Genomic DNA, 20,779 nt, shown 5'->3' with positions numbered 1-20,779 from the left:
AGGGAACAGAGGAATCGTGGCGCATCCGGGCTGGACGCACTTCAGCTTTGACGGGATCGGGACCCGCTGGGAGATTTCCACCCCGTCCCGGCTCTCCGGCGAGCTCCGCCGCGGCCTGCTCGCCACGGTGGCGGAGTACGACGCCGCGTGGTCCCGGTTCCGCCCCGATGCGCTCATTGCCGACGCAGCCCGGACGCCTGGCCGCATTGAGCTGCCCGCCGAAGGGGCCGCCCTGGGCGAGCTGTACGGCACCCTGTACCGGCTCACCGGGGGTGCGATGACCCCGCTCATCGGCGGGAGCCTGGAGCGCCTGGGCTACGACGCCACCTACACCCTGCGCCCGGGCGGTGCGCCGCTTCCCGCGCCCCGGTGGGAGGATGCGCTGGACTGGCAGGGCACCGCGCTGACCACCACGGTTCCTGTGGTGATCGACGTCGGCGCGGCCGGAAAGGGCCAGCTGGCCGATCTGCTCTCCGCGCAGCTCCGGGACGGCGGCTGCGCCGGGCATTTCATCGATGCCAGCGGGGACCTGCTGAATCCGGGGCCGGATCCGGTGGCGGTTGCCCTCGAGCACCCCTACGATCCCACCCGGGCAATCGGCACCGTCCAGCTGGGGGCCGGTGCCCTGTGCGCTTCCGCCGCCAACCGGCGCGCCTGGGGCGACGGGTTCCATCATGTCCTGGACGGCACCACGGGAGCGCCGGTGCGTACCGTTGTCGCCAGCTGGGCCATGGCCGGGACCGCGATGGTGGCGGATGCGCTGGCCACTGCGTTGTTCTTTGTCGACGGTCCGCGGCTGGAGCAGGAGTTCGATTGCGCCTGGCTCACGGTTTATGCGGACGGGCACGCGGAATATTCAGCCGACTTCGAAGGGGCCCTGTTCTCATGACTGCCATCACCACCACAGCCCTCGGCTCGAGGCTGGACACCGCCTTGGGCCGGCTCACGATGTACCGGCTGGTGCTGTGGGTCCTGGCCGTCCTGGCCGGCTACAGCCTGCTGCTCAATGTGCTGGGCTGGCTGACGTTCGGGCTGCCGGAAATGCTGGCCCACCTTGCCCTGTGCCTTGGCCTGACGTACGCCTCCAGCCAGGGGCTGGCCGCACTGTTCCATGTACGGCCGCACACGGAATCCTCACTCATCACCGGCCTGCTGCTGTACTTTCTATTCTGGCCCAGCGAGCTGCCCCAGGGCCTCCAGCCGGCGGAGATCGCCGGCGTCGCCCTGGCCTGCGTACTGGCCTCGGCCTCGAAGTATGCGCTGGCCTGGCGCGGCCGGCACATCTTCAATCCGGCCGCGGCGGGCGCGTTCCTCGCCGGGCTGACCGGGCTCAACATTGCCACCTGGTGGGCCGCGACACCGGCCATGCTCTGGCTGGTGCTGCCAGGGGTGCTGCTGGTGCTCTACCGGACCCGGAAGTTCGCCATGGCCGCCGTCTTCACCGTGGTTGCCGTGTCCATCGTGGCCGCCGATCTGCTCCGGGCCGGGATGAATCTCCCCGAGGCCCTGTGGCAGACGCTCGCGCAGCGGCCGGTGCTGTTCTTCGTCGGGTTCATGCTCACCGAGCCGCTCACCCTGCCCCCGCGGCGCTGGCAGCAGCTGGCCCTGGCCGCCGTCGTCGGGGCACTGTTTGCCGTCCCCTACAACCTGGGGTTTGTGGCCAACTCCCCCGAGCTGGCGCTGCTCGCGGGCAACGCGCTTGCCTTCGCCGTCGGACAGCGGGGCGGGGTCCGGCTGGCGTTCGTCGCGAGCCGTCCGCTGACGCCCACGACGACGGAATTCAGCTTCCGCCCGGAACGTCCGGTGCGCTTCGCTCCCGGACAGGCCCTGGAGCTCCACCTGCCCCCGGACACGGCCGGCGACGCTGGCGCCGCCAGGGGCGATGGGAAGGGTGACGGCAAGGGAATCCGGCGCGTGTTCAGCCTGACCAGCGCACCCGGAGCCTCCCTGCTGACGATCGGGGTGGGGACGGCCGAACCGGTGTCCTCAGCCAAGCGATCGCTGCTGTCCCTGGCACCCGGCGCCGGGCTCACCGCCACCACGGTGAGCGGCGACTTCGTCCTGCCCCGGGACCCGGCCACCCCCGTGCTGCTCGTCGCGGCCGGAATCGGGATCACCCCGTATGTGGCCCAGCTGGCCGGGGCGTCGGCCGGAAACCCGGCCGGGGACCGCGACGTTGTCCTGCTGTACCTGGCCAAGAGTGCCGCCGAACTGGGCTACGCCGAGGAGCTCCAGCGCTCGGGGGCGCGCATCGTGGCCCGGCTGGCCGACGGTTCGGCGCCGCCGGCCAACATGGAGGACGCAGGCGCCGGAAGAATTGACGCGGCGGCCCTCAAGGACCTGGTGCCGGACATCGGCGGCCGGGAAGTCTTCATCTCCGGCTCGCCCGCCAGCGTGCGTTCGCTGCGGGCCGCGGCGCGTGGCGCGGGCGCCCGCCGGGTCCATGTGGATACGTTCACCGGCTACTGACGCCGCTACTGAGCGGACCGGCCAATCCGCGGGATCGGCCAAGCTGCGGACCCCGCACATAGGCCGCGCTGGACCGAAACTTGACTCCACAAATGAGCGACCGTTTTCCATGGTTTTCCGTTGGAGGCCACCTTCCTGCTAAGCTCTAGGACGTCCCGCCGGTAACGGCAGGAACCCTGACTGCCCTCGTAGCTCAGGGGATAGAGCGTCTGCCTCCGGAGCAGAAGGTCGTTGGTTCGATTCCAATCGAGGGCACAAAATACCGGCATCGCCGGCAAACCCCGCTGTTTCATTGAAACGGCGGGGTTTTTTGTGCCCAGAATCCCGCCAAAAGATCGCGGAAATCCAGCGGCTTTGCCCCTGCCGATTGTCGGTGCTCCCTCGTAGGCTGTTTTCATCGGTGGCGGGCTACCCTGCCGGCTCCGAAGCATGAAGGGGGTCTCAAGTGTTCTTCTCAACTGTGTACTGTTCCATCGTTCCGCCCTATTTGCTCCGCAGGCTGGCCGCACAGCAAAAGCCGGAGCTCTCCAGGGCCGCCCACGGGGCAAAGCAGGCCCTGCAACACGTCCCGGGGTTCCAGGCCTCCCGCGCAGTGCCCGGGCCCGGCAGCCGTCCGGGCCTGCGGGAACTCAAGCCGTCCCCGCCGGAACGGACGGTCTACGACGCCAAGTCCACCGAGAAGCTGCCCGGCAGCGTGGTCCGCAAAGAAGGCGAACCGCCCACCGGCGATCCCGCCGCCGACGAGGCCTATGACGGGCTGGGGCACACCCACCGCCTCTACGCCGAGGCCTTCGGACGCAATTCGATCGACGGCAAAGGCCTGCACCTTGATGCCACGGTCCACTACGGCCGCCTGTACGACAACGCATTCTGGGACGGCCAGCAAATGGTCTTCGGCGACGGTGACGGCCAGGTCTTCGGGCGGTTCACGAAATCCCTGAGCGTCATTGGCCACGAGCTCACCCACGGCGTGACCCAGTACTCGGCCGGGCTGGTCTACCGCAACCAGGCCGGCGCCCTGAACGAATCGATGTCCGATGTCTTCGGTGCCCTCGTTGAGCAGTACGTGCGGAAGCAGTCGACGGCGGAGGCCAGCTGGCTGATCGGCGAAGGTCTCTTCACCGACCAGGTGCAGGGGGCCGCCTTGCGTTCCATGAAGGCTCCGGGAACGGCATACGACGACGACGTGCTCGGCAAGGACCCGCAGCCGGACTCGATGGACGGCTACGTGCGCACAAGTGCGGACAACGGCGGCGTGCACATCAACTCCGGCATCCCCAACCGCGCGTTCTGCCTGGTGGCCACCGCCCTCGGCGGCAATGCCTGGGACGCACCGGCACAGATCTGGTACGAGACCCTGACGGGCGGCAAGCTGTCCCCCACCGCCACGTTCGGTGCCTTCGCCAAGGCAACAGCCGCCTCTGCCAAGGAGCTTTTCGGCGAGGATTCCAAGGAACATGACGCCGTGCGCTCCGCGTGGGAAACTGTGAAGGTCAAGCTCCCGGGAGCCCGACGATAAGCCCAGGCCCCTGCAGATCCGAGTCCGATGAAGGTCCGAGTCCGATGAAGATAACTGTCCAGCGCAGTGGCGGCGTGGCCGGAATGAAAAGGACGTGGACCGTCCGGCCCGAGCCGCCCGAGGACACCGACCGGTGGCGGCCGCTGATTGAGGCCTGCCCCTGGGACGACGTCGCCGGGACCAGCGGGACATCCGGCCAGCCGGACCGGTTCATGTACAGCATCCGGGCCGATCAACGGCGGGCGGTCCTGCCCGAGCGTGAACTGACGGGCCCGTGGCGCGACCTCGTCGAATGCGCACGGGCCGCGGCCGAGGAATCGGCGCCGCCGGGCTTTGCCTAGACGCTCCTGCCGGGCCGGGGCCCGCTACGCCGTGGCCAGGTGCCCGCGGAAAGTGCGCCGGTAGGACTGCGGGCTGGTGTCCAGCGCCTTCGTAAAGTGGTGCCGCAACAGGACCGAATGTCCGAAGCCGGATTCCCTCGCGATTTCGTCGATATTGAGCTCCGTGGTTTCCAGCAGCTCCTGGGCACGGAGCACCCGTTGGGAATTGAGCCAGGCCGCCGGGGTGGCCCCCGTTTCCGCACGGAAGCGCCGCGCAAATGTCCGCGGCGACATATGGACCCTGGCCGCCAGCTCGTTGACTGCGTGTTCCTCGTCCAGGTGCCGGACCATCCACTGCAGCAGCTGCTCCATGGGTTCCGAGCCGCACTGCGGAATGGGCCGGTCGATGTATTGGGCCTGGCCGCCGTCCCGGTGCGGAGGGACCACCATGTCCCGGGCGATGGCGGCGGCCACCTTGGCGCCGAACTCCACGCGGACCAGGTGCAGGCAGGCATCGATCCCCGCGGCCGTGCCGGCACTCGTGATGATCCGGCCGTCCTCGACGTAGAGGACATTTTCATCCACCAGCACGGCCGGGTATCGGCTGGCCAGTTCCTGGGAGTAATGCCAGTGCGTGGTGCATCGGCGGCCATCGAGCAGGCCTGCCCGGGCCAGGGCAAAGGCACCGGAACAAATGGACATCACCCAGGCGCCCCGGGCATGGGCCGCCCGCAGCGCCTCCAAGACGGATTCGGGAACGTCCTCGTCCCGGCCGTACGGCGCCATCACCACCAGGTCGGCGTCGGCAGTTGCTTCCAGCCCGAGACCGACGTGCATGGACAGGCCGGACTTGAGCGGGACGTCGCCCGGCTCGGGCGCGCAGACGCGGAAATCGAACGCGGGCACGCCGTTTCCGCGGTCCGAGCGGTCGATGCCGAAGACCTCGAAAGCCGTCGCGAACTCGAAGATCGAGAAGTTGGGAACCACGATCATTGCCACTGATTTGATCATGACTTCATCCTGACAGAACAGTGGCAGAAATTGTATCTTTTTGGGCATTTCTGCCACTTTTTTTAGTTCTTGGACCGGAGAACCATAGAGGTATGGAACTCCTCGGAATCGCCGTCATCGTCCTGATCATCGCCGGCCTCGCAGCCACCATCTCCGCCCTGCGGAAGGACGGCCTCGGTCACACCCCGCCCGTCCGCTCGGAAGAGTACTGGATGGCCCGGGACCTGCCGAGCGTCAACTACACCCTGCGGAACTTCTAAGTCCGCGCACGTTTTGCCCACACGCCCATCGGGCCCGGCTCATCAAGCCGGGCCCTCACTATGCGCCGGGCCTGAAGCAGCAACGGAACAGCCCGGCTGCAGCAACCGGACCCGATAGTAGGACCGCACAGCCGCCGCCACCCCAGCGGACAGTCCACCCCAGTAGACTGTCTCCAGCCATGACATTGCATATTTCCTACCCCGCCGAGCTGCCGGTCTCCGAGCGCCGCGAAGATCTTATGGCCGCCATCGCGGCCAACCAGGTGACCATCATCGCCGGCGAGACCGGCTCGGGTAAGACCACCCAGATCCCCAAGATGTGCCTTGAGCTCGGCCTGGGCGAGAACGGGCTGATCGGCCACACCCAGCCCCGCCGTCTCGCGGCCCGCACCGTGGCCGAGCGCATCGCGGAGGAACTCGGCGTCGAAATCGGCCAGGAAGTCGGTTTCCAGGTCCGCTTCACCGGTGAGGTCAGCCGGTCCACCAAGGTCAAACTCATGACCGACGGCATCCTGCTGGCGGAGATCCAGCGCGACAGGCTGCTGCGCAAGTACAACGCCATCATCATTGACGAGGCGCACGAGCGCAGCCTCAACATCGACTTCATCCTCGGCTACCTCAAGCGCATCCTGCCGCAGCGCCCGGACCTGAAGATCATCATCACCTCGGCCACCATCGATCCGGAGCGCTTCGCCAAGCACTTCGGTAGCGACGAGGAGCCCTCCCCCATCATCGAGGTGTCGGGCCGGACTTTTCCGGTGGAAATCCGCTACCGGCCGCTTTCCCAGCCGGCCGGCGGCGCCGAAGATGGAGCCGGAGAAGGTGCCGCGGCGGACGACGAACTCGAGGAGGACCGCGACCCGCTCGATGCGGTGTGCGACGCCGTCGACGAGCTCGCCTTGGAAGCCCACGGCGACATCCTGATCTTCTTCTCCGGCGAGCGCGAAATCCGCGACGCGGCGGAGGCCCTCAACGCCCGCATCCAGTCCAACCGGCGCCTCGCGGGCACCGAGGTCCTTCCCCTCTTCGCCCGGTTGAGCCTGCAGGAGCAGCACAAGGTTTTCCACCCCGGCAGCAAGCGCCGGATCGTACTTGCCACCAACGTCGCCGAAACCTCGCTGACGGTCCCCGGCATCAAGTACGTGATCGACACCGGCACGGCCCGGATCTCGCGCTACTCGCACCGGACCAAGGTCCAGCGCCTGCCGATTGAGCGCGTCTCCCAGGCTTCGGCCAACCAGCGCTCGGGCCGCTGCGGCCGCGTTTCCGACGGTATCGCGATCCGGCTGTACTCCGAGGAGGACTTCGAGTCGCGGCCGCTGTTCACGGATCCGGAGATCCTGCGCACCAACCTCGCGGCCGTCATCCTGCAGATGACCGCCATGGGCGTGGCCCGCGGACCGAAGGACGTGGAGAACTTCCCGTTCGTCGAGCCGCCGGATTCGCGCGCCATCAACGACGGCGTCAGCCTCCTGCGCGAGCTCGGCGCCCTGACCGCCGCGCGGCAGGAGCCAACGGACGACGGCGGACAGCGCCGCGGTTCCGGCCGTCCCGGAAGCGGACTCACCGCCGTCGGGCAGCAGCTGGCCCAGCTGCCGGTGGACCCCAGGCTCGGCCGGATGATCGTGGAGTCCGGAAAGCGGGGCTGTGTCCGGGAGGTCATGATCCTGGCCGCCGCGCTCACCATCCAGGACCCGCGCGAGCGTCCAACAGACAAGCAGCAGCTCGCCGCGGAGAAGCACGCCCGCTTCCGGGACGAGAACTCGGATTTCACCGGTTACCTGAACCTGTGGAACTACCTGCAGGAGAAGCAGCAGGAACTGTCCTCCACGGCGTTCCGCCGGCTCTGCCGCAACGAGTTCATCAACTACCTGCGGGTCAGGGAGTGGCAGGACCTGTTCGCCCAGCTCCGCCAGCTGGCCCGCCCGCTGGGCATCAGCCTGGACAACAAGCGCCTTGCCGATCCGGTGGGCAACCACGACGGCATCCACATCAGCCTGCTCTCGGGGCTGCTGAGCCACGTCGGCATCCTCGACGAGCGCAAGCGCGAGTACGCCGGCGCCCGCGGCAGCCGCTTCGCGATTTTCCCGGGTTCGGCACTGTTCAAGAAGTCACCCACGTTCGTGATGGCCGCCGAGCTCGTGGAGACGAGCCGGCTCTGGGCCCGCGTCGCGGCGAAGTTCGATCCGCTCTGGGCCGAACAGGTGGCCCCCGACCTGGTCAAGCGCAGCTACAGCGAGCCGCACTGGTCCAAGAAGTTGGGCGCGGTGATGGCCCACGAAAAGGTCACGCTGTACGGCGTGCCCATCATCCCAAGCCGGCGGATCAACTACGGCAAGGTGGATCCGGAGCTCTGCCGCGAGCTCTTCATCCGCCATGCCCTGGTTGAAGGCGACTGGCAGACCCACCACAAGTTCTTCCACCGCAACCGCGCGCTGCTGCACGAAGTCGAGGAGCTCGAGGCCCGGATGCGGCGCCGCGACATCCTGGTGGACGACGAGACACTCTTCGAGTTCTACGACGCCCGGATCGGCGCGGAGGTCGTCTCGGAGCGGCACTTCGACAAGTGGTGGAAGGACGCACGGCAGCAGGATCCCACGCTGCTCGACTTCGACCAGTCCCTGCTGATCAGCGAGGACGCCGCGGCCCTGGACGATTCGGCCTATCCCAAGACCTTGTTGCACAAGGGCTTCGAGCTGCCGCTGAGCTACGAGTTCCACCCCGTGGCGCCCGGTTCGCCGCCAAATCCATCCGACGGCGTCACCGCCGAGGTGCCGGTGCTGTTCCTGAACCAGCTCGACGATGCCGCGTTCCGCTGGCTGATCCCCGGGCAGCGCGTGGAACTCGTCACGGCGCTCATCAAGTCGCTGCCCAAGCAGATCCGCAAGAACTTCGTTCCTGCCCCGGACGTGGCCCGCCAGGCCGTCGCGGCACTGGAAGCTGACTTCGATCCCGCCACGGACGAGCTCGAACCGTCGCTGGAACTGGTGCTGCGCCGGATCCGCGGACAGGTCATTCCGCCGGGCTCCTGGAACTGGGACGCCGTCCCGTCGCATTTGCGGGTCAGCTTCCGCGTGGTGGATTCCCGCGGCAAGTTGCTGGATGAGGGCAAGGACCTGAACGCGCTGCAGGAGCGGCTGGCCCCGGCCACCCGCCGGGCCATCGCGGAATCCCTCGGTGCCACCCCGGGCACCACGGCGCTCCAATCCAAGGGAAATGCCGCGGCGAAGGCGAAAGCCGGCGCGAACGGCAAGGATGGCGCGCGTTCATCACGGGCCGGCACGTCCCCGTCGGCCGCCCTGGCCGCTGCCGCAGCCGCGGCGCCGGGCGGGKTCACCGAAATGTCCGGGCTCAAGGACTGGACCTTTGGAACCGTCCAGCGCCAGGTCCAGGGAACCGTTGGCGGGCACACCGTCACCGGCTATCCCGCCCTGGTGGATGAGGGAACGTCCGTGGCGCTGCGGCTGTTCCAGACGCCGTCGGAACAGCAGGAAGCCATGCGCGGCGGGGTCATCCGGCTCCTGGCCCTGAAAGTGCCGCCGCCGGACCGCTATGTCCTGGAGCACCTGAACAACACCGAGAAACTGACGTTCAGCCAGAACCCGCATGGTTCCGTGGCCGCGCTGATCGCCGACTGCGCCCTGGCCGCCATCGACAAACTCACGCCGGCCCCGCTGCCGTGGGACGAGGCCTCGTTCAAGGCGCTCTACGAGGGCGTCCGGGCGGAGCTGATCGACACCGTCTTTACTGTCACCGCCGTCGTCGAACGTATCCTGGCCAGTACCCGCCGGATCGAAAAGCAGCTCAAGGGCACCACGAGCCTGGCCCTGATCAGCGCGCTCAACGACGTCAAGAGCCAGCTCGAGCAGCTGGTGTATCCGGGTTTCGTGGCACGCACGGGCTACGCCCAGCTCAGCCAGCTGCCCCGCTACCTCGCGGCGATCGAAAAGCGCCTCGAGAAGCTGCCGGGCAACGTCCAGCGGGACGCCCAGCACATGGCCGCGGTCCAGGCCCTGGAGGACGACTACGACGACGCCGTGTCCGCGCTGCTGCCCGGGCGGCGGGCGGGCGCGGAGTTAACCCACGTGCGCTGGATGATCGAGGAACTGCGGGTGAGCCTCTTCGCCGTCGAACTCGGGACCGCCTATTCGGTGTCCGAAAAGCGTATCCGGGCCGCCCTTAACAAAGTGCTGGCGCCGGCGTAGACCCCTGAGGGTGCTGCGCCGGCGCCAGCACTGGCAGCCGGGAATGTCCGGGCGGGCCTGTCCGGGCGGGACCTAGGCGGCCGGGACGTGCTCCGCGTGGCCGGCCGTGCGGAGGCCTTGGCGGAGCTTCTCCGCGTTGGCGTCCAGCCTGGCCGGATCCGGGTGCTGGTCCACGGAGCCGAAATCAAAGTCCGCCATTGAGTTCGATGGCCACACGTGGACGTGCATGTGGTTGATTTCGTAGCCGGCCACGATCAGCCCGGCCCGGGCGGCGTCGAACACCTCCACCTGGACCGCGCCGATCTTGCGGGCAACCTCCATGACCCGGCCGAGGACCTCGGGCGAGGCATCCGTCCAGCGGTCCACTTCCTCGGTGGGCACCACGAGGGTGTGGCCGTCGGCCAGCGGGCCCATGGTCAGGAACGCCACGACGCCGTCCTCGCGCCAGACGAAGCGGCCCGGGATCTCGCCGTTGATGATTTTGGTGAAGAGAGTGCTCATGCGTCCGCCTTTTCTGCCGGGGACCCCAGGGTACTGACGTCCAGGACAAAACGGTACTTGACGTCGCCTGCCACCATGCGGTCGTAGGCTTCGTTGAGCTGGTCAGCGCCGACCACCTCAACGTCGGACACCACGCCGTGCTCGGCGCAGAAGTCCAGCATCTCCTGCGTCTCGGCGATGCCGCCGATCAGCGAACCCGCATAGGCGATCCTGCGCCGGATCAGCGCCCCGGGGTTGACGGGCGGCATCGCTTCGGCGGGCAGGCCCAGCTGGAACAGCACACCGTCCAGGCCCAGCGTGCGGAAGTAGGGGTTGAGGTCGTGCGGTGCGGCGACAGTGTCGATAATGACGTCGATGCTGCGGTTCGCGGCTTCCATCGCGGCCGGGTCGGTGGAGAGGATGACGTCGTCGGCGCCCAGCTCGCGCGCTGCGGCGAACTTGTTCTCCGACGTCGTGAAGACCTTGACCTCGGCCCCCATGGCCTTGGCGATCTTGACGGCCATATGGCCGAGACCGCCCAGTCCGACGACGCCGACGACGTCGCCTTCCTCGACCTCGAAGTGGTTCAGGGGCGAATACGTGGTGATGCCGGCGCACAGCAGGGGCGCCGCGGCGGCGGGGTCCAGTGCTTCCGGCACCCGCAGGACATAGTGGCGGTCCACCACTATCGACGTCGCATACCCGCCCTGGGTGATGGCGCCGTCGTTGCGGGCATCCTTCGCCCCGTAGGTTCCCACCGCGGCGTTTTCGCAGTACTGCTCGAGGCCGTCCAGGCAGCTGTCGCACTCGCGGCAGGAGTCCACGATGCAGCCCACGCCCACGCGCTCACCCACCGTGAAGTCGTCGACGGCGGAACCGAGCCGGGTGACCCGGCCGACGATCTCGTGGCCCGGGATCAACGGGTAGGTGCCGCCGCCCCATTCGCCCCGGGTGGCGTGCACGTCCGAGTGGCACAGTCCGCAGAATTCAACGGCGATCTCGACGTCGTCCGCCTTCGGCGCCCGTCGGGACACGGTCAAGGGAACGAGCCCGCTGTCCGGTGAGGTGGCACCATACGCAGCAGCGAGTGTGGGGCCGGCGTTCTGCGCGGCGCTGTCCGCGGTGGCGGATTTGGTGTCTGTGGTGTCCAAATCCGGCAACGGCTTGGCAAGGGGCGGGGGTACGGGACGTCCAGGTGTCATACGTTGACGCTACCCCCGGTCCCGGGATGTATTCCACTTTGGGGTGCGGGGCCACACTGCGGGTCACGTGGTTGTCCAGGGGGCGGAGCCGCAGCCAGTCTCACGCGCCAACTCAGGCGATGGGCGGCTGTGCCTGAGAGACTGGCGGTCGTGAATACCCTCGATCCCGACACCTCAGCGCTCTGGCCGCCCGTCGAGAGCGCGTGGCCGCATCTGGAATGGAATGATGTCACCTTCAAGCACGGAGCTTTCCACCATGTCGCCATCCTCAGCACCTCTGCCGTGGTGCGCGTAGCGCGCGGCGCAGGCCACGCTTCGCGGACTCACAGCGAGCATCAGAACCTCAGGACATTAGGAGACGTGGATCTTCCGTTCCGTATCCCTCTGGCCATGTCCGAACCGCTTTCGGGGCCTTCATGGTCTGCGCAGGTCAGCAGTTGCATCCCGGGCGAACATCGGCCTGGCATCTCCTGGGAGCAGGCTAGGGGGCCGTTGGAACGCGTCCTGGCCGGTCTCCGGGAAGCTGCGAGTCCTCGAGGCCAGCTCCGGCCTGTCAGGCAGTGGTGCGGAGGGCAGCAATGGCCAGCCATTGTCGACCGGATCATCCAACCGTTAGATAAGGCCACTAAGACCGCTGCCCGGCGAGCTGTTGAGGAAGTACTGGAAGAAGAAACAGGAGTTGAGACTTCACTAGTGCACGGCGACTTTGGGCTGCACAACATCATGTGGTGTGGAGATCAGCTTTCAGGTGTCATAGACCTCGACAACGCCTGCGTTGGCGACCCCGCGCTTGACCTCGCACCCCTCATCGGAACGTTCGGCTCGGCCCGGGTCTCCGACATAGCGGACAGGGAGACAATCGCCAGGGCAAGGATTCACCGGGCATCGCTGCCCCTGCAGGTTGCAGCCGCTGCCCAGCTGATCAACGACAACAAACTCAAAGACTTTGCACTCTCCAACTTCCAGATGCGGTTTCACGCAGGCACCCTTCAGGATCCGCAACAGACATGAGGCAGCCTCCTTTATCCCCGGACTAAATGTCGTAGCCCACAGGGACACTTGAAGCGCGGACGGAAAACAGAGGCCCATACGTCGGCGATACAATCTCGCGGCGCTGAAGGACGCAGCACCGAAGGACTCGGCGTTGAAGGACACAGCCCCCTCGAGTCGCGGCGCCGCTGGGTGCGTTGCCACGATCACTTCAGCCCACCGCCGGTACGTCGGTCCCCGCTTTTCTGTCGCACCTCCGAGGGAGACTTGAACCATGAACGGCAAGCAGTGGACATTCGGATCTGATAGGTCGCTAGTGGCTTCGGAAGCCGTGGAACGGCTCCTGCGGGCCATAAATGTCATAGCCCGCAGGGACACTTAATTCATGGACGGCAATCAGGGGCCCGAAGTGGCTTCGGCAGGACACGGCGACGGTGGCCTGAGTCGCGCCGCGGGCGATGCCGCCGCCATTCCGGGCACCGCAGAGGCGGCCTTGGCGGGCCGGCTGGCCGCCGGACCGATGGGCTTAGGCTGTCCGCCCACGGACAGTGCCGGGATCATTGACCGGATCCGGGAACTGGAAGACTGGAAATCCGCCGCGTCCGCGGAACAGGCCCGGCTCGCCGTGGCCTTCGACCTGCTCCAACGCCGCGAACAAGCCGCCGCCGGGGTCCCGGCCGAGAAGCTCGGCGCCGGGATCGGCGCGCAGATCGCCCTGGCCCGGCACGAATCCCCGCCAGGGGCGGCCGGCTCCTGGGCCTGGCCAAAGCCCTGATCACCGAGATGCCGCACACCCTCACCGCGCTCGAAACCGGGCAGCTGAACGAATGGCGCGCCACCCTGCTGGTGCGCGAAACCGCCTGCCTGAGCGCCGCGGACCGGGCCGCCGTCGACGAGGAATTGGCGCCCGACGCCGGGACGTTCGCCGGGGCCGGTGACCGGTCCCTGGTCGCCGCGGCCCGGGCCGCCGCGTACCGGCGCGATCCCAGCTCCGTCCCCGAACGCGCCGCGCACGCCGCCACCGAGCGGCACGTCAGCCTCCGCCCGGCCCCCGACACCATTTGCCACCTCACCGCCCTGCTGCCCGTGACCGCCGGCGTCGCCGTCTACAAGGCCCTCACCGGGCACGCCGACACCCTCCGCGCCGCCGGGGACCCGAGGGGCCGCGGGCAGCTCATGGCCGATGCCCTGGTCGAACGCACCACCGGCACCCCCGGCGGGATCACCGGCGTCGAAATCCAGCTCGTCATGACCGACCGCACCCTCTTCCAGGCCGACGCCGAACCGGCCGTCCTGCCCGGCTACGGCACCGTCCCCGCCGGCTGGGCCCGGGAACGCATCGGCGCCGGGACGAACGCCGAGGACCGGAACTTCAACCTCTGGCTCCGGCGCCTCTACACCCACCCCGGCACCGGCGAGCTCGTGGGGCTGGACTCCCGCGCCCGGCTCTTCCCACCCGGGCACCGCCGCTTCATCCAAACCAGAGACGACACCTGCCGCACCCCCTACTGCGACGCGCCCATCCGCCACCTGGACCACATCATTCCCTGGCACACCGGCGGCCCGACCACCACGGACAACGCCGCCGGCCTCTGCGAAGCCTGCAACCACACCAAAGAAAACCCCGGCTGGAAAGCACGCCCCAGCCCCGAAGCCGCACCCGGATCCGGATCCGCCTCGAGCATCGGCGCGAGGCACACCATCGAACTCACCACCCCCACCGGCCACACCTACCACTCCACCGCGCCACCCCTGCCCGGAACACCGCTTCGGCCATCAGCCACAGACCAGCCAGGCTCCCAGCCAGGCTCCCGCCACCGGCGCCAGCTCCGGCACCAAGCCAAAACGCTCAGGCGTGGAAAACCCAAAGCGGCTGCCGCAGCCTAGGAATTATGGACCGCCCGAGGAGGAACTGGAGGCGCTCTGGGCAGCCTGCGCGGGCCGTCCAATGCTCGTGCTGGCCCTTAGCGTGAAGCCGCGTCCTCGCCGTACGGTTCCGGCCCGGTGACAACATCGTTCGCGGGACCGTGGCACCACTCCGAAAAGGACCCCGGATAGAGGGCAGCGGAAAAGCCGGCAATCTCGAGGGCGGCGATTTCATGGGCCGCTGTCACTCCGGACCCGCAGTACACGGCAGTGGGAACGCCGTCCCGGTAACCGAGCTGTTCGAAGCGCTCCCGCAGCTCCGCCGGGGCAAGGAAGCGCCCGTCAGCGCGCAGGTTCCCGGTGGTAGGGGCACTGACGGCCCCCGGAATATGGCCGGCGCGGGGATCCACGGGCTCGATTTCGCCGCGGTACCGCTCCCCCGCCCGGGCGTCCAACAGCAGCCCCCGCCGGCCCCAACTGGCGGCTTGTCCGGCGTCGATCGCGGGCATGGCGCCGTCGGACAGGGTGACGTTTCCGGGTGCGGGCTGTTCGGGTCCGGCCGCCAGCTCGAACCCGGCAGCCCGCCACGCGGCCAGGCCGCCGTCGAGCAGGTACACAGAACTGAAGCCGGCGTTGCGCAGCATCCACCACAGCCGGGCCGCAGCCATGTTGCCGCTGTCGTCGTACGCTACGACCACATCGCCGTCGTTGATGCCCCAGCGGCGCGCGGACTCCTGGAACCGCTCCGACGGCGGCAACGGATGCCTGCCGCGTTCCGGTTCCGCCGGTCCGGCAAGTTCAGTGGCGAGATCCACGAAGACGGCCCCGGGGATGTGTCCGCGCAGGTAGTGATCGTGACCGTGGGGATCCCCCAGCGCCCAGCGAACGTCGAGGAGTACTGTGCGCTGGCCGGCTGCGCCGGCGTCGTCCATCCGGTCCTTGAGGGCGGCAGCATCGAGAAGGGTGTCCATTTCCCCACTCTATCTTTGGCGTCCCGCCGCCCCCGGTAGGCTGTAGCGGTGAACACAGCGCACCTGCAGGACCGGGCCTGGGCCGACGAGGCCGTCCGCCGGATCAACGCCGAAAACAACCGCTCAGCCGACACCCACCTGTACTCGGTGCCGCTCCCGGAGCACTGGGGCGTGCAGCTGTACCTGAAGGACGAATCCACCCACCGCACCGGCAGCCTCAAGCACCGGCTGGCGCGGTCCCTGTTCCTCTTCGGCCTCGTCAACGGCTGGATCCGGGAAGGCACCACGATCGTGGAGGCATCCAGCGGCAGCACCGCCGTCTCCGAAGCCTATTTTGCGCAGCTGCTGGGACTGCCCTTCATCGCCGTGATGACCCGGACCACCAGCCGCGAGAAAATCGCCCTGATCGAACAGTTCGGTGGCTCCTGCCACCTCGTAGACCACGCCTCCGAGGTCTACGAGGCCGCCGCGGATCTGGCCAGCAGCACGGGCGGGCACTACATGGACCAATTCACGTACGCCGAACGGGCCACGGACTGGCGCGGGAATAACAACATCGCCGAATCGATCTTCGGCCAGCTGGCGCTGGAGGAGCACCCGGTCCCCCGCTGGGTGGTGGTCGGGGCCGGCACCGGCGGGACCAGCGCCACGATTGGCCGGTACCTGCGCTACCACCGCTACGAGACGGGCCTCGCCGTCGTCGACCCGGAAAATTCCGCGTTCTATCCGGGCTGGCGGAACAGCCGGCCCGACGGCGGGACAGCTGGCGGCGGGACTGCAGCTGACGCACCCGCGGCGGGATTGCCCTCCCGCATCGAGGGCATCGGCCGGCCGCGGATGGAGCCGAGTTTTGTGCCCGCCGTGATCGACCACATGATCCAGGTTCCCGACGCCGCGTCGGTGGCGGCCATGCGGCATCTGAGGGACCACGCCGGTCTGCACGCGGGTCCGTCCACCGGGACCAACCTCTGGGGCGCGTGGCAGCTCATCGCCGGGATGATCGCGGAGGGCCGCCGGGGCAGTGTTGTGACCCTGATGTGCGACGCCGGGGACCGCTACGCCGGAAATTACTACAACCCGGAGTGGCTGGCGGCCCACGGCCTGGATCCCGAACCCCACGAGGCCGTGCTGGGCGAGTTCTTCCGGACCGGCGTCTGGCCGGCCTAAACCAGCCGGCCAGCCCGCCCGTCAGCACGCCGGCCTAAGCCCGCCAAGGCGCCAGCGGCGGCTAAACCTCCGCTGTATCGCCGCTGGAAAGGTGCCGGTACTCGGTGCCGTACTTGGCGCCGATCCGGGTCACGTGCCCCTCCACCAGGCCGCGGCCCAGCTCGTTCAGGAGCGCGTCGTGGATCGGGAAGGCCTGTGGTGCGCGGACACCGATGACAAAATCCACCACTTCGCCCACCTTGTTCCACGGGGCGTGGATGGGTACAAGCAGCGTCTTGACATCGACGCCGTCGGGGATCGCGAAGGAGTCCCCCGGGTGGTAGACATTGCCGTCGACGAGGTAGCCGACGTTGGCCACCACGGGGATCTGCGGATGGATGAGGGCGTGCTGGCCGCCAAAGGTCCTGATGGCGAAGCCCGACGTTTCAAATTCCTCACCCGCGCCCGCCGCATGGATGCGGCTTCCGGCGTCGGGCGCCTTGCCGCGGAGCGTCGCGGCCACGGCCTCCGGGGCGAAAAGCTCAAGGGTGGTGTTCGACTGCAACGCCGCGGCGACGGCGTCGACGTCCACATGGTCCGCGTGCTCGTGGGTAATGAGCACAGCATGTGCTCCGGCCAGGGCCTGGTCCGTCTCCGAAAAGGTGCCCGGGTCAAACACCAGCACCCGGCCGTCCTGTTCGAGGCGGACACAGGCGTGAGTAAATTTGGTCAGCTTCATCCGGCCAGCCTAGGCACCAGCCGTCACAGTGTCCACGAAGCGCCGCTGGCAATCTTGGGCGCTGGTAATCTTGGACATTGCCACACTCAGCGAGTCCCACCCGCGAATTCTTTTGACGAAGCGAGTTCCACGATGTCCCAAGGCGCTACCACCGGCAGCAGCCGGACTCCGGCCTCGGCACCCGTGCAGGGCAAGGAACAGCGCGTCACCAAGCAGCGCCTCGCCGTCAGTGCCGCCTTGGACGACCTGGCGGACTTCGTCAGCACCCAGGAACTGCACCGCATCCTCCAAGAGCGCGGCACCGCGGTGTCCCTCGCGACCTCCTACCGGATCCTGCAGTCCCTCGCCGACGACGGGCTGGTGGATGTCCTGCGCAACGCCGACGGCGAAGCGGTGTACCGGCGCTGCGCCGTCACCGGGCACCACCATCACCTGCTGTGCCGGAACTGCGGCAAGGCCGTGGAAGTGGAAGCACCGGCGGTCGAGGCCTGGGCCGCGCGGATCGCGAATGAGCACGGCTTCACCGCGGTGGAGCACACCGTGGAAATCTTCGGCCTGTGCCCCGAATGCACAGCCAGTCAGCCCGGCCAGTAGTCGAAGCTGCTGAAATTCCCCACCTTTGACCTCGTGACCCCGGAAATCACCGGCGGGGCGAAGGGACCCGCCGGCGGCCTACGGCAAACCTGGGGAAATTCCGCCACTGTGGCGTGAGAGCGTTAAGCCGACGCAGCGGCGCTCCGCACCACCCGGCCGTTGAGTCCCCGTCTGGCCCGTGCGCCACCGATCATCCGGCAGGCCACGTAGATCAGGAAGGACAACGTGGTCACATAGGGGCTGATCGGCAGCCGGCCGCCGAGGGCCAGCAGGATGCCTCCGACTGTCGCCGTCATCGCAAAGACGATGCTCAGCGTGACAACCAGCCGGGGCGAGGACGTGACGCGCATGGCGGCGGCCGCGGGCGTGATCAGCAGGGCCAGCACCAGCAGCGCGCCCACAATCTGGATGGACAGCGCCACGCTGATCCCCAGCAGCACCATGAAACCAAGGGCGAGGGCCCGCACCGGCACGCCGCGGGCGGTGGCGACGTCGGGGTCGACACTGGCAAAGGTCAACGGCCGCCAGATGGCGGCCAGCGCCAGCATCACCACGACGGCGGCGACCGCCAGGACCTGCAGCTGGACGGTCCCGACCGACACGATCTGCCCGGTGAGCAGGCCGAACTTGTTGGCCGCCCGGCCCTCGTACAGGGACAGGAAGAGGATGCCCAGGCCAAGCCCGAAGGGCATGATGACGCCGATGATCGAGTTCTTGTCCCGTGCGCGGACCCCCATCACGCCCAGCACCAGGGCTGCCAGCACGGATCCTGCCAGCGAGCCGAGGATGATGTCGGCGCCGATCAACAGCGCGAACGCCGCGCCGGCAAAGGAGAGCTCCGAGATCCCGTGGACGGCGAAGGCGAGGTCGCGTTTCATCACGAAGGTGCCCATGATTCCGCCGAGCAGCCCGAGGACGGCGCCGGCCCAGATGGAGTTCTGCACCAGGACCAGCAGCTCGCCGTAGTTTTCGAAGTTGAAGATTGAGTGCAGCAGGTCGCCCAGATCCACTTAGCCCGCCTCGCCCGCGACTGAGTGCGCGTCCAGATGGTGGTGCGTCGCGGCGTCCGGCAGCCCGACGACGATCAGCCGGCCGTTGGCCTGGATGACCTCAACACGGCTGTCATACAAATCGGAGAGCACCTCGGTGGTCATGACCTCCGCGGGTGTGCCCACCCGGAACTTTCCGCCGGCCAGGTACAGGACCCGGTCCACGTAGTCCATGATCGGGTTGATCTCGTGGGTCACGAACACCACGGCACTGTCCGAGTCGCGGCATTGCCTGTTGATCAGCGCGCTGACGCCCTGCTGGTGCTGAAGGTCAAGGGAGAGCAGCGGCTCGTCGCACAGCAGCACCTTGGGATCGGTCGCGAGGGCCTGCGCCACGCGCAGGCGCTGCTGCTCACCGCCGGAAAGCTGCCCCACCGGCACCTTGGCGTAATCGGTGGCGCCCACAAGCTCCAGGAGTTCATCGACTTTACGGTTCACCTTGGCACCACCGAGGCGGATGCCCCAGCGGTGGCCGTCGACGCCGAGGGCCACGAGGTCGCGGGCGCGCAGGGGCGTATCGGGGTCAAATGATTTCTGCTGGGGCACGTAGCCGATCCGGCGGCTTCCCCGCTCAACGGGGTGGCCGTCGAGCACGGCCGTTCCCGTGCTCAGTTCCTGCAATCCCAGCAGGACCTTCAGGAAGGTGGTCTTGCCGCTGCCGTTGGGCCCGAGCACGGCAAAGAATTCACCCGGGTTGATGTCCAGGTCCAGGCCCTCCCAGAGAGTCCGTTGGCCGAACGCCAGGGAGGCGCCGCGCAGGCTCACTACCGGTGTCAAAAGGGGTTTCCTCGATTTTCCGCGGAGATGGCTGCTCCCGCTGTTGCGATCATCCTAGAGCCTTGCCGATGCTCTCCACGTTTCCGGTCATCCACTGCAGGTAGGACTGGCCGTCCGGGAGGGTCTCGCTGAAGTTCACGACCGGGACGCCGGCGTTCTCGGCGGCTCTTTTCACCGCCGCCGTCTGCGGTCCCTCGGTCTGGGTATTGTAGGCCAGCAGCCTTACGCCCCGGGATGCCACGAGATCGACGGTGGTCTTGAGCACGGCGGGCGGGACGTCGGCGTCCTCCTCGATCGCCGCCGTGTACTCGGCCGGGGTCTCGTTCTCCAGTCCGGCGTCCTCGAGCAGGTACAGCGGTACGGGCTCGGTGACGGCCACGGGCGCGTGGCCCGCCGAGGACTTGATGGCGGCGAGCTTCGTTTCCAGGCCGCCGAGCGAGTCCTTGAAGGCCGCCGCGTTGCTCCGGAACGTCTGCGCCGAGGCCGGTTCCAGCGAGCCCAGCTTCTCGGCCACGGCGTCCGCGAGGCGGGACATGGCAGGCAGGCTGTACCAGACGTGTTCGTTCAGCCCCGTGGACCCGTGGGTGTGGCCGGCGGAGTCGGGGCTCGCCGCTGGCGGGCTTTCGCTGGCAGCGCTTTCGGAGACAAGCCCTGAAACATCCACGGCGCTGATGACGCTGCCGCGGTCCAGGCCGGTGTCGGTCGCCAGCGTGTCCATGAAGGCGTCGTATCCCCCGCCGTTCTCCACCACCAGCTCGGCCTTGGAGACAGCCAGCTTGTCCTGCGTGGTGGCCTCGTAGGAGTGCGGGTCCTGGCTGGTCCGGTTGATGATCGAGCTGACCCGGACCTTGTCGCCGCCGATGCTGGAGACGATGTCGCCGTACACGCTGGTGGATGCGACGACGTTGACCACGCCGTCCCCCGCGGTCCCCCGCGGGCTGCCGGACGTCGGACTGCACGCGGTGAGCAGGAGGCCCAGGCCGGCAAGACCAGCCAGCAGGACTCGGGCAGCGGGACGACGCACGGAAAACCTCGGATCTGTTATTGAGAATCAGGAGCAATAGCAACAGCCCGAGTGTATCCCTAAATAGGAATCATTCCTATTTAGGGATACACGGCGTGCCCCGCCGGTGCCCGGCCGCAGCTGGGCTGCCCGTTACTGGACCGGCCGTTACTGGACC

The 20,779-nt window shown here is 68.0% G+C and carries 17 protein-coding genes, 1 tRNA gene and 1 pseudogene; 11 read left to right on the top strand and 8 right to left on the bottom strand.

The window, feature by feature from the left end:
* Positions 1–16: 16 nt before the first annotated feature.
* The 5 genes from AC1D1A_RS00775 (at position 17) to AC1D1A_RS00755 (ending at position 4,329) form a co-directional block, all read left to right on the top strand.
* Positions 17–889, top strand: coding sequence for an FAD:protein FMN transferase (locus tag AC1D1A_RS00775; protein ID WP_476857525.1), 873 nt, complete (start codon positions 17–19; stop codon positions 887–889).
* A complete protein-coding gene (locus AC1D1A_RS00770; protein WP_476946917.1) occupies positions 886–2,469 on the top strand; it encodes an FAD-dependent oxidoreductase in 1,584 nt (527 codons plus the stop codon). Before AC1D1A_RS00775 ends, AC1D1A_RS00770 begins: the two co-directional genes overlap by 4 nt.
* Positions 2,470–2,651: 182 nt before the next feature.
* Positions 2,652–2,724, top strand: a tRNA-Arg gene (locus tag AC1D1A_RS00765).
* A 190-nt stretch (positions 2,725–2,914) separates the two neighbouring features.
* Positions 2,915–3,988 carry a M4 family metallopeptidase gene (locus tag AC1D1A_RS00760; protein ID WP_476858842.1) on the top strand — a complete coding sequence of 358 codons (1,074 nt, stop codon included), beginning with the start codon at positions 2,915–2,917 and terminating at the stop codon, positions 3,986–3,988.
* A 44-nt stretch (positions 3,989–4,032) separates the two neighbouring features.
* Complete coding sequence (locus AC1D1A_RS00755; RefSeq protein WP_476946916.1) at positions 4,033–4,329, top strand: protealysin inhibitor emfourin; 297 nt, start codon at positions 4,033–4,035, stop codon at positions 4,327–4,329.
* Positions 4,330–4,353: 24 nt separating this feature from the next.
* On the opposite strand, the gene AC1D1A_RS00750 is transcribed toward AC1D1A_RS00755, so the two are convergent.
* Entirely contained in the window at positions 4,354–5,319 is a 966-nt protein-coding gene (locus AC1D1A_RS00750; protein WP_079554497.1) for a GlxA family transcriptional regulator, read from the bottom strand.
* Positions 5,320–5,411: 92 nt separating this feature from the next.
* On the opposite strand from AC1D1A_RS00750, the gene AC1D1A_RS00745 reads away from it, so the two are divergent.
* Together AC1D1A_RS00745 and hrpA are read left to right on the top strand one after the other, a co-directional pair.
* Entirely contained in the window at positions 5,412–5,579 is a 168-nt protein-coding gene (locus AC1D1A_RS00745; RefSeq protein ID WP_230007826.1) for a hypothetical protein, read from the top strand.
* A gap of 179 nt (positions 5,580–5,758) precedes the next feature.
* Complete coding sequence (gene hrpA / locus AC1D1A_RS00740) at positions 5,759–9,784, top strand: ATP-dependent RNA helicase HrpA (protein WP_476946915.1); 4,026 nt, start codon at positions 5,759–5,761, stop codon at positions 9,782–9,784.
* Between the two features lie 72 nt (positions 9,785–9,856).
* Here the strand turns inward: hrpA and AC1D1A_RS00735 are convergent, their stop codons facing one another.
* Both AC1D1A_RS00735 and AC1D1A_RS00730 read right to left on the bottom strand, forming a co-directional pair.
* On the bottom strand, positions 9,857–10,285 hold the full coding sequence (locus AC1D1A_RS00735; RefSeq protein ID WP_476857530.1) for an HIT family protein: 429 nt from the start codon (positions 10,283–10,285) through the stop codon (positions 9,857–9,859).
* A complete protein-coding gene (locus AC1D1A_RS00730; protein WP_476946914.1) occupies positions 10,282–11,466 on the bottom strand; it encodes an NAD(P)-dependent alcohol dehydrogenase in 1,185 nt (394 codons plus the stop codon). Before AC1D1A_RS00730 ends, AC1D1A_RS00735 begins: the two co-directional genes overlap by 4 nt.
* A gap of 150 nt (positions 11,467–11,616) precedes the next feature.
* On the opposite strand from AC1D1A_RS00730, the gene AC1D1A_RS00725 reads away from it, so the two are divergent.
* Positions 11,617–12,477 carry a phosphotransferase family protein gene (locus tag AC1D1A_RS00725; RefSeq protein WP_476946913.1) on the top strand — a complete coding sequence of 287 codons (861 nt, stop codon included), beginning with the start codon at positions 11,617–11,619 and terminating at the stop codon, positions 12,475–12,477.
* Positions 12,478–12,841: 364 nt separating this feature from the next.
* Positions 12,842–14,343 (top strand): annotated as a pseudogene (locus AC1D1A_RS00720) (HNH endonuclease).
* A gap of 77 nt (positions 14,344–14,420) precedes the next feature.
* On the opposite strand, the gene AC1D1A_RS00715 reads toward AC1D1A_RS00720, so the two are convergent.
* Positions 14,421–15,293 (bottom strand): sulfurtransferase, encoded by an 873-nt coding sequence (locus AC1D1A_RS00715; protein ID WP_476858847.1) that lies wholly within the window; start codon positions 15,291–15,293, stop codon positions 14,421–14,423.
* 48 nt (positions 15,294–15,341) lie between these two features.
* On the opposite strand from AC1D1A_RS00715, the gene AC1D1A_RS00710 reads away from it, so the two are divergent.
* Positions 15,342–16,460, top strand: a complete 1,119-nt coding sequence (locus tag AC1D1A_RS00710; protein ID WP_476931229.1) for a PLP-dependent cysteine synthase family protein — start codon at positions 15,342–15,344, stop codon at positions 16,458–16,460.
* A 61-nt stretch (positions 16,461–16,521) separates the two neighbouring features.
* Here the strand turns inward: AC1D1A_RS00710 and AC1D1A_RS00705 are convergent, their stop codons facing one another.
* Positions 16,522–17,178, bottom strand: coding sequence for an MBL fold metallo-hydrolase (locus tag AC1D1A_RS00705; RefSeq protein WP_476856721.1), 657 nt, complete (start codon positions 17,176–17,178; stop codon positions 16,522–16,524).
* A 132-nt stretch (positions 17,179–17,310) separates the two neighbouring features.
* Here AC1D1A_RS00705 and AC1D1A_RS00700 point away from each other — a divergent pair, with 132 nt between their 5' ends.
* Positions 17,311–17,772: a Fur family transcriptional regulator gene (locus tag AC1D1A_RS00700; protein WP_223916071.1), complete on the top strand. Its 462-nt coding sequence runs from the start codon at positions 17,311–17,313 to the stop codon at positions 17,770–17,772.
* 122 nt (positions 17,773–17,894) lie between these two features.
* Here the strand turns inward: AC1D1A_RS00700 and AC1D1A_RS00695 are convergent, their stop codons facing one another.
* The 3 genes from AC1D1A_RS00695 to AC1D1A_RS00685 are packed head-to-tail and all read right to left on the bottom strand — an operon-like array spanning position 17,895 to position 20,622.
* The gene (locus AC1D1A_RS00695) at positions 17,895–18,782 is read right to left on the bottom strand and encodes a metal ABC transporter permease (protein ID WP_476848826.1); all 888 of its coding nucleotides are present in this window, start codon (positions 18,780–18,782) and stop codon (positions 17,895–17,897) included.
* Positions 18,783–19,598, bottom strand: a complete 816-nt coding sequence (locus AC1D1A_RS00690) for a metal ABC transporter ATP-binding protein (protein ID WP_476873191.1) — start codon at positions 19,596–19,598, stop codon at positions 18,783–18,785.
* A 49-nt stretch (positions 19,599–19,647) separates the two neighbouring features.
* Positions 19,648–20,622, bottom strand: a complete 975-nt coding sequence (locus AC1D1A_RS00685) for a metal ABC transporter solute-binding protein, Zn/Mn family (protein WP_476946912.1) — start codon at positions 20,620–20,622, stop codon at positions 19,648–19,650.
* Positions 20,623–20,779 lie beyond the last annotated feature (157 nt).

This window comes from Arthrobacter sp. P1_B9, from assembly GCF_056406495.1.
This window is presented reverse-complemented; position numbering and strand designations above follow the sequence as displayed.

Coding starts and splice junctions, on each gene's coding strand:
- AC1D1A_RS00770 (WP_476946917.1), top strand. CDS start 886: ATGACTGCCATCACCACCACAGCCCTCGGCTCGAGGCTGGACACCGCC.
- AC1D1A_RS00755 (WP_476946916.1), top strand. CDS start 4,033: ATGAAGATAACTGTCCAGCGCAGTGGCGGCGTGGCCGGAATGAAAAGG.
- AC1D1A_RS00750 (WP_079554497.1), bottom strand. CDS start 5,319: ATGATCAAATCAGTGGCAATGATCGTGGTTCCCAACTTCTCGATCTTC.
- AC1D1A_RS00745 (WP_230007826.1), top strand. CDS start 5,412: ATGGAACTCCTCGGAATCGCCGTCATCGTCCTGATCATCGCCGGCCTC.
- AC1D1A_RS00735 (WP_476857530.1), bottom strand. CDS start 10,285: ATGAGCACTCTCTTCACCAAAATCATCAACGGCGAGATCCCGGGCCGC.
- AC1D1A_RS00730 (WP_476946914.1), bottom strand. CDS start 11,466: ATGACACCTGGACGTCCCGTACCCCCGCCCCTTGCCAAGCCGTTGCCG.
- AC1D1A_RS00715 (WP_476858847.1), bottom strand. CDS start 15,293: ATGGACACCCTTCTCGATGCTGCCGCCCTCAAGGACCGGATGGACGAC.
- AC1D1A_RS00705 (WP_476856721.1), bottom strand. CDS start 17,178: ATGAAGCTGACCAAATTTACTCACGCCTGTGTCCGCCTCGAACAGGAC.
- AC1D1A_RS00700 (WP_223916071.1), top strand. CDS start 17,311: ATGTCCCAAGGCGCTACCACCGGCAGCAGCCGGACTCCGGCCTCGGCA.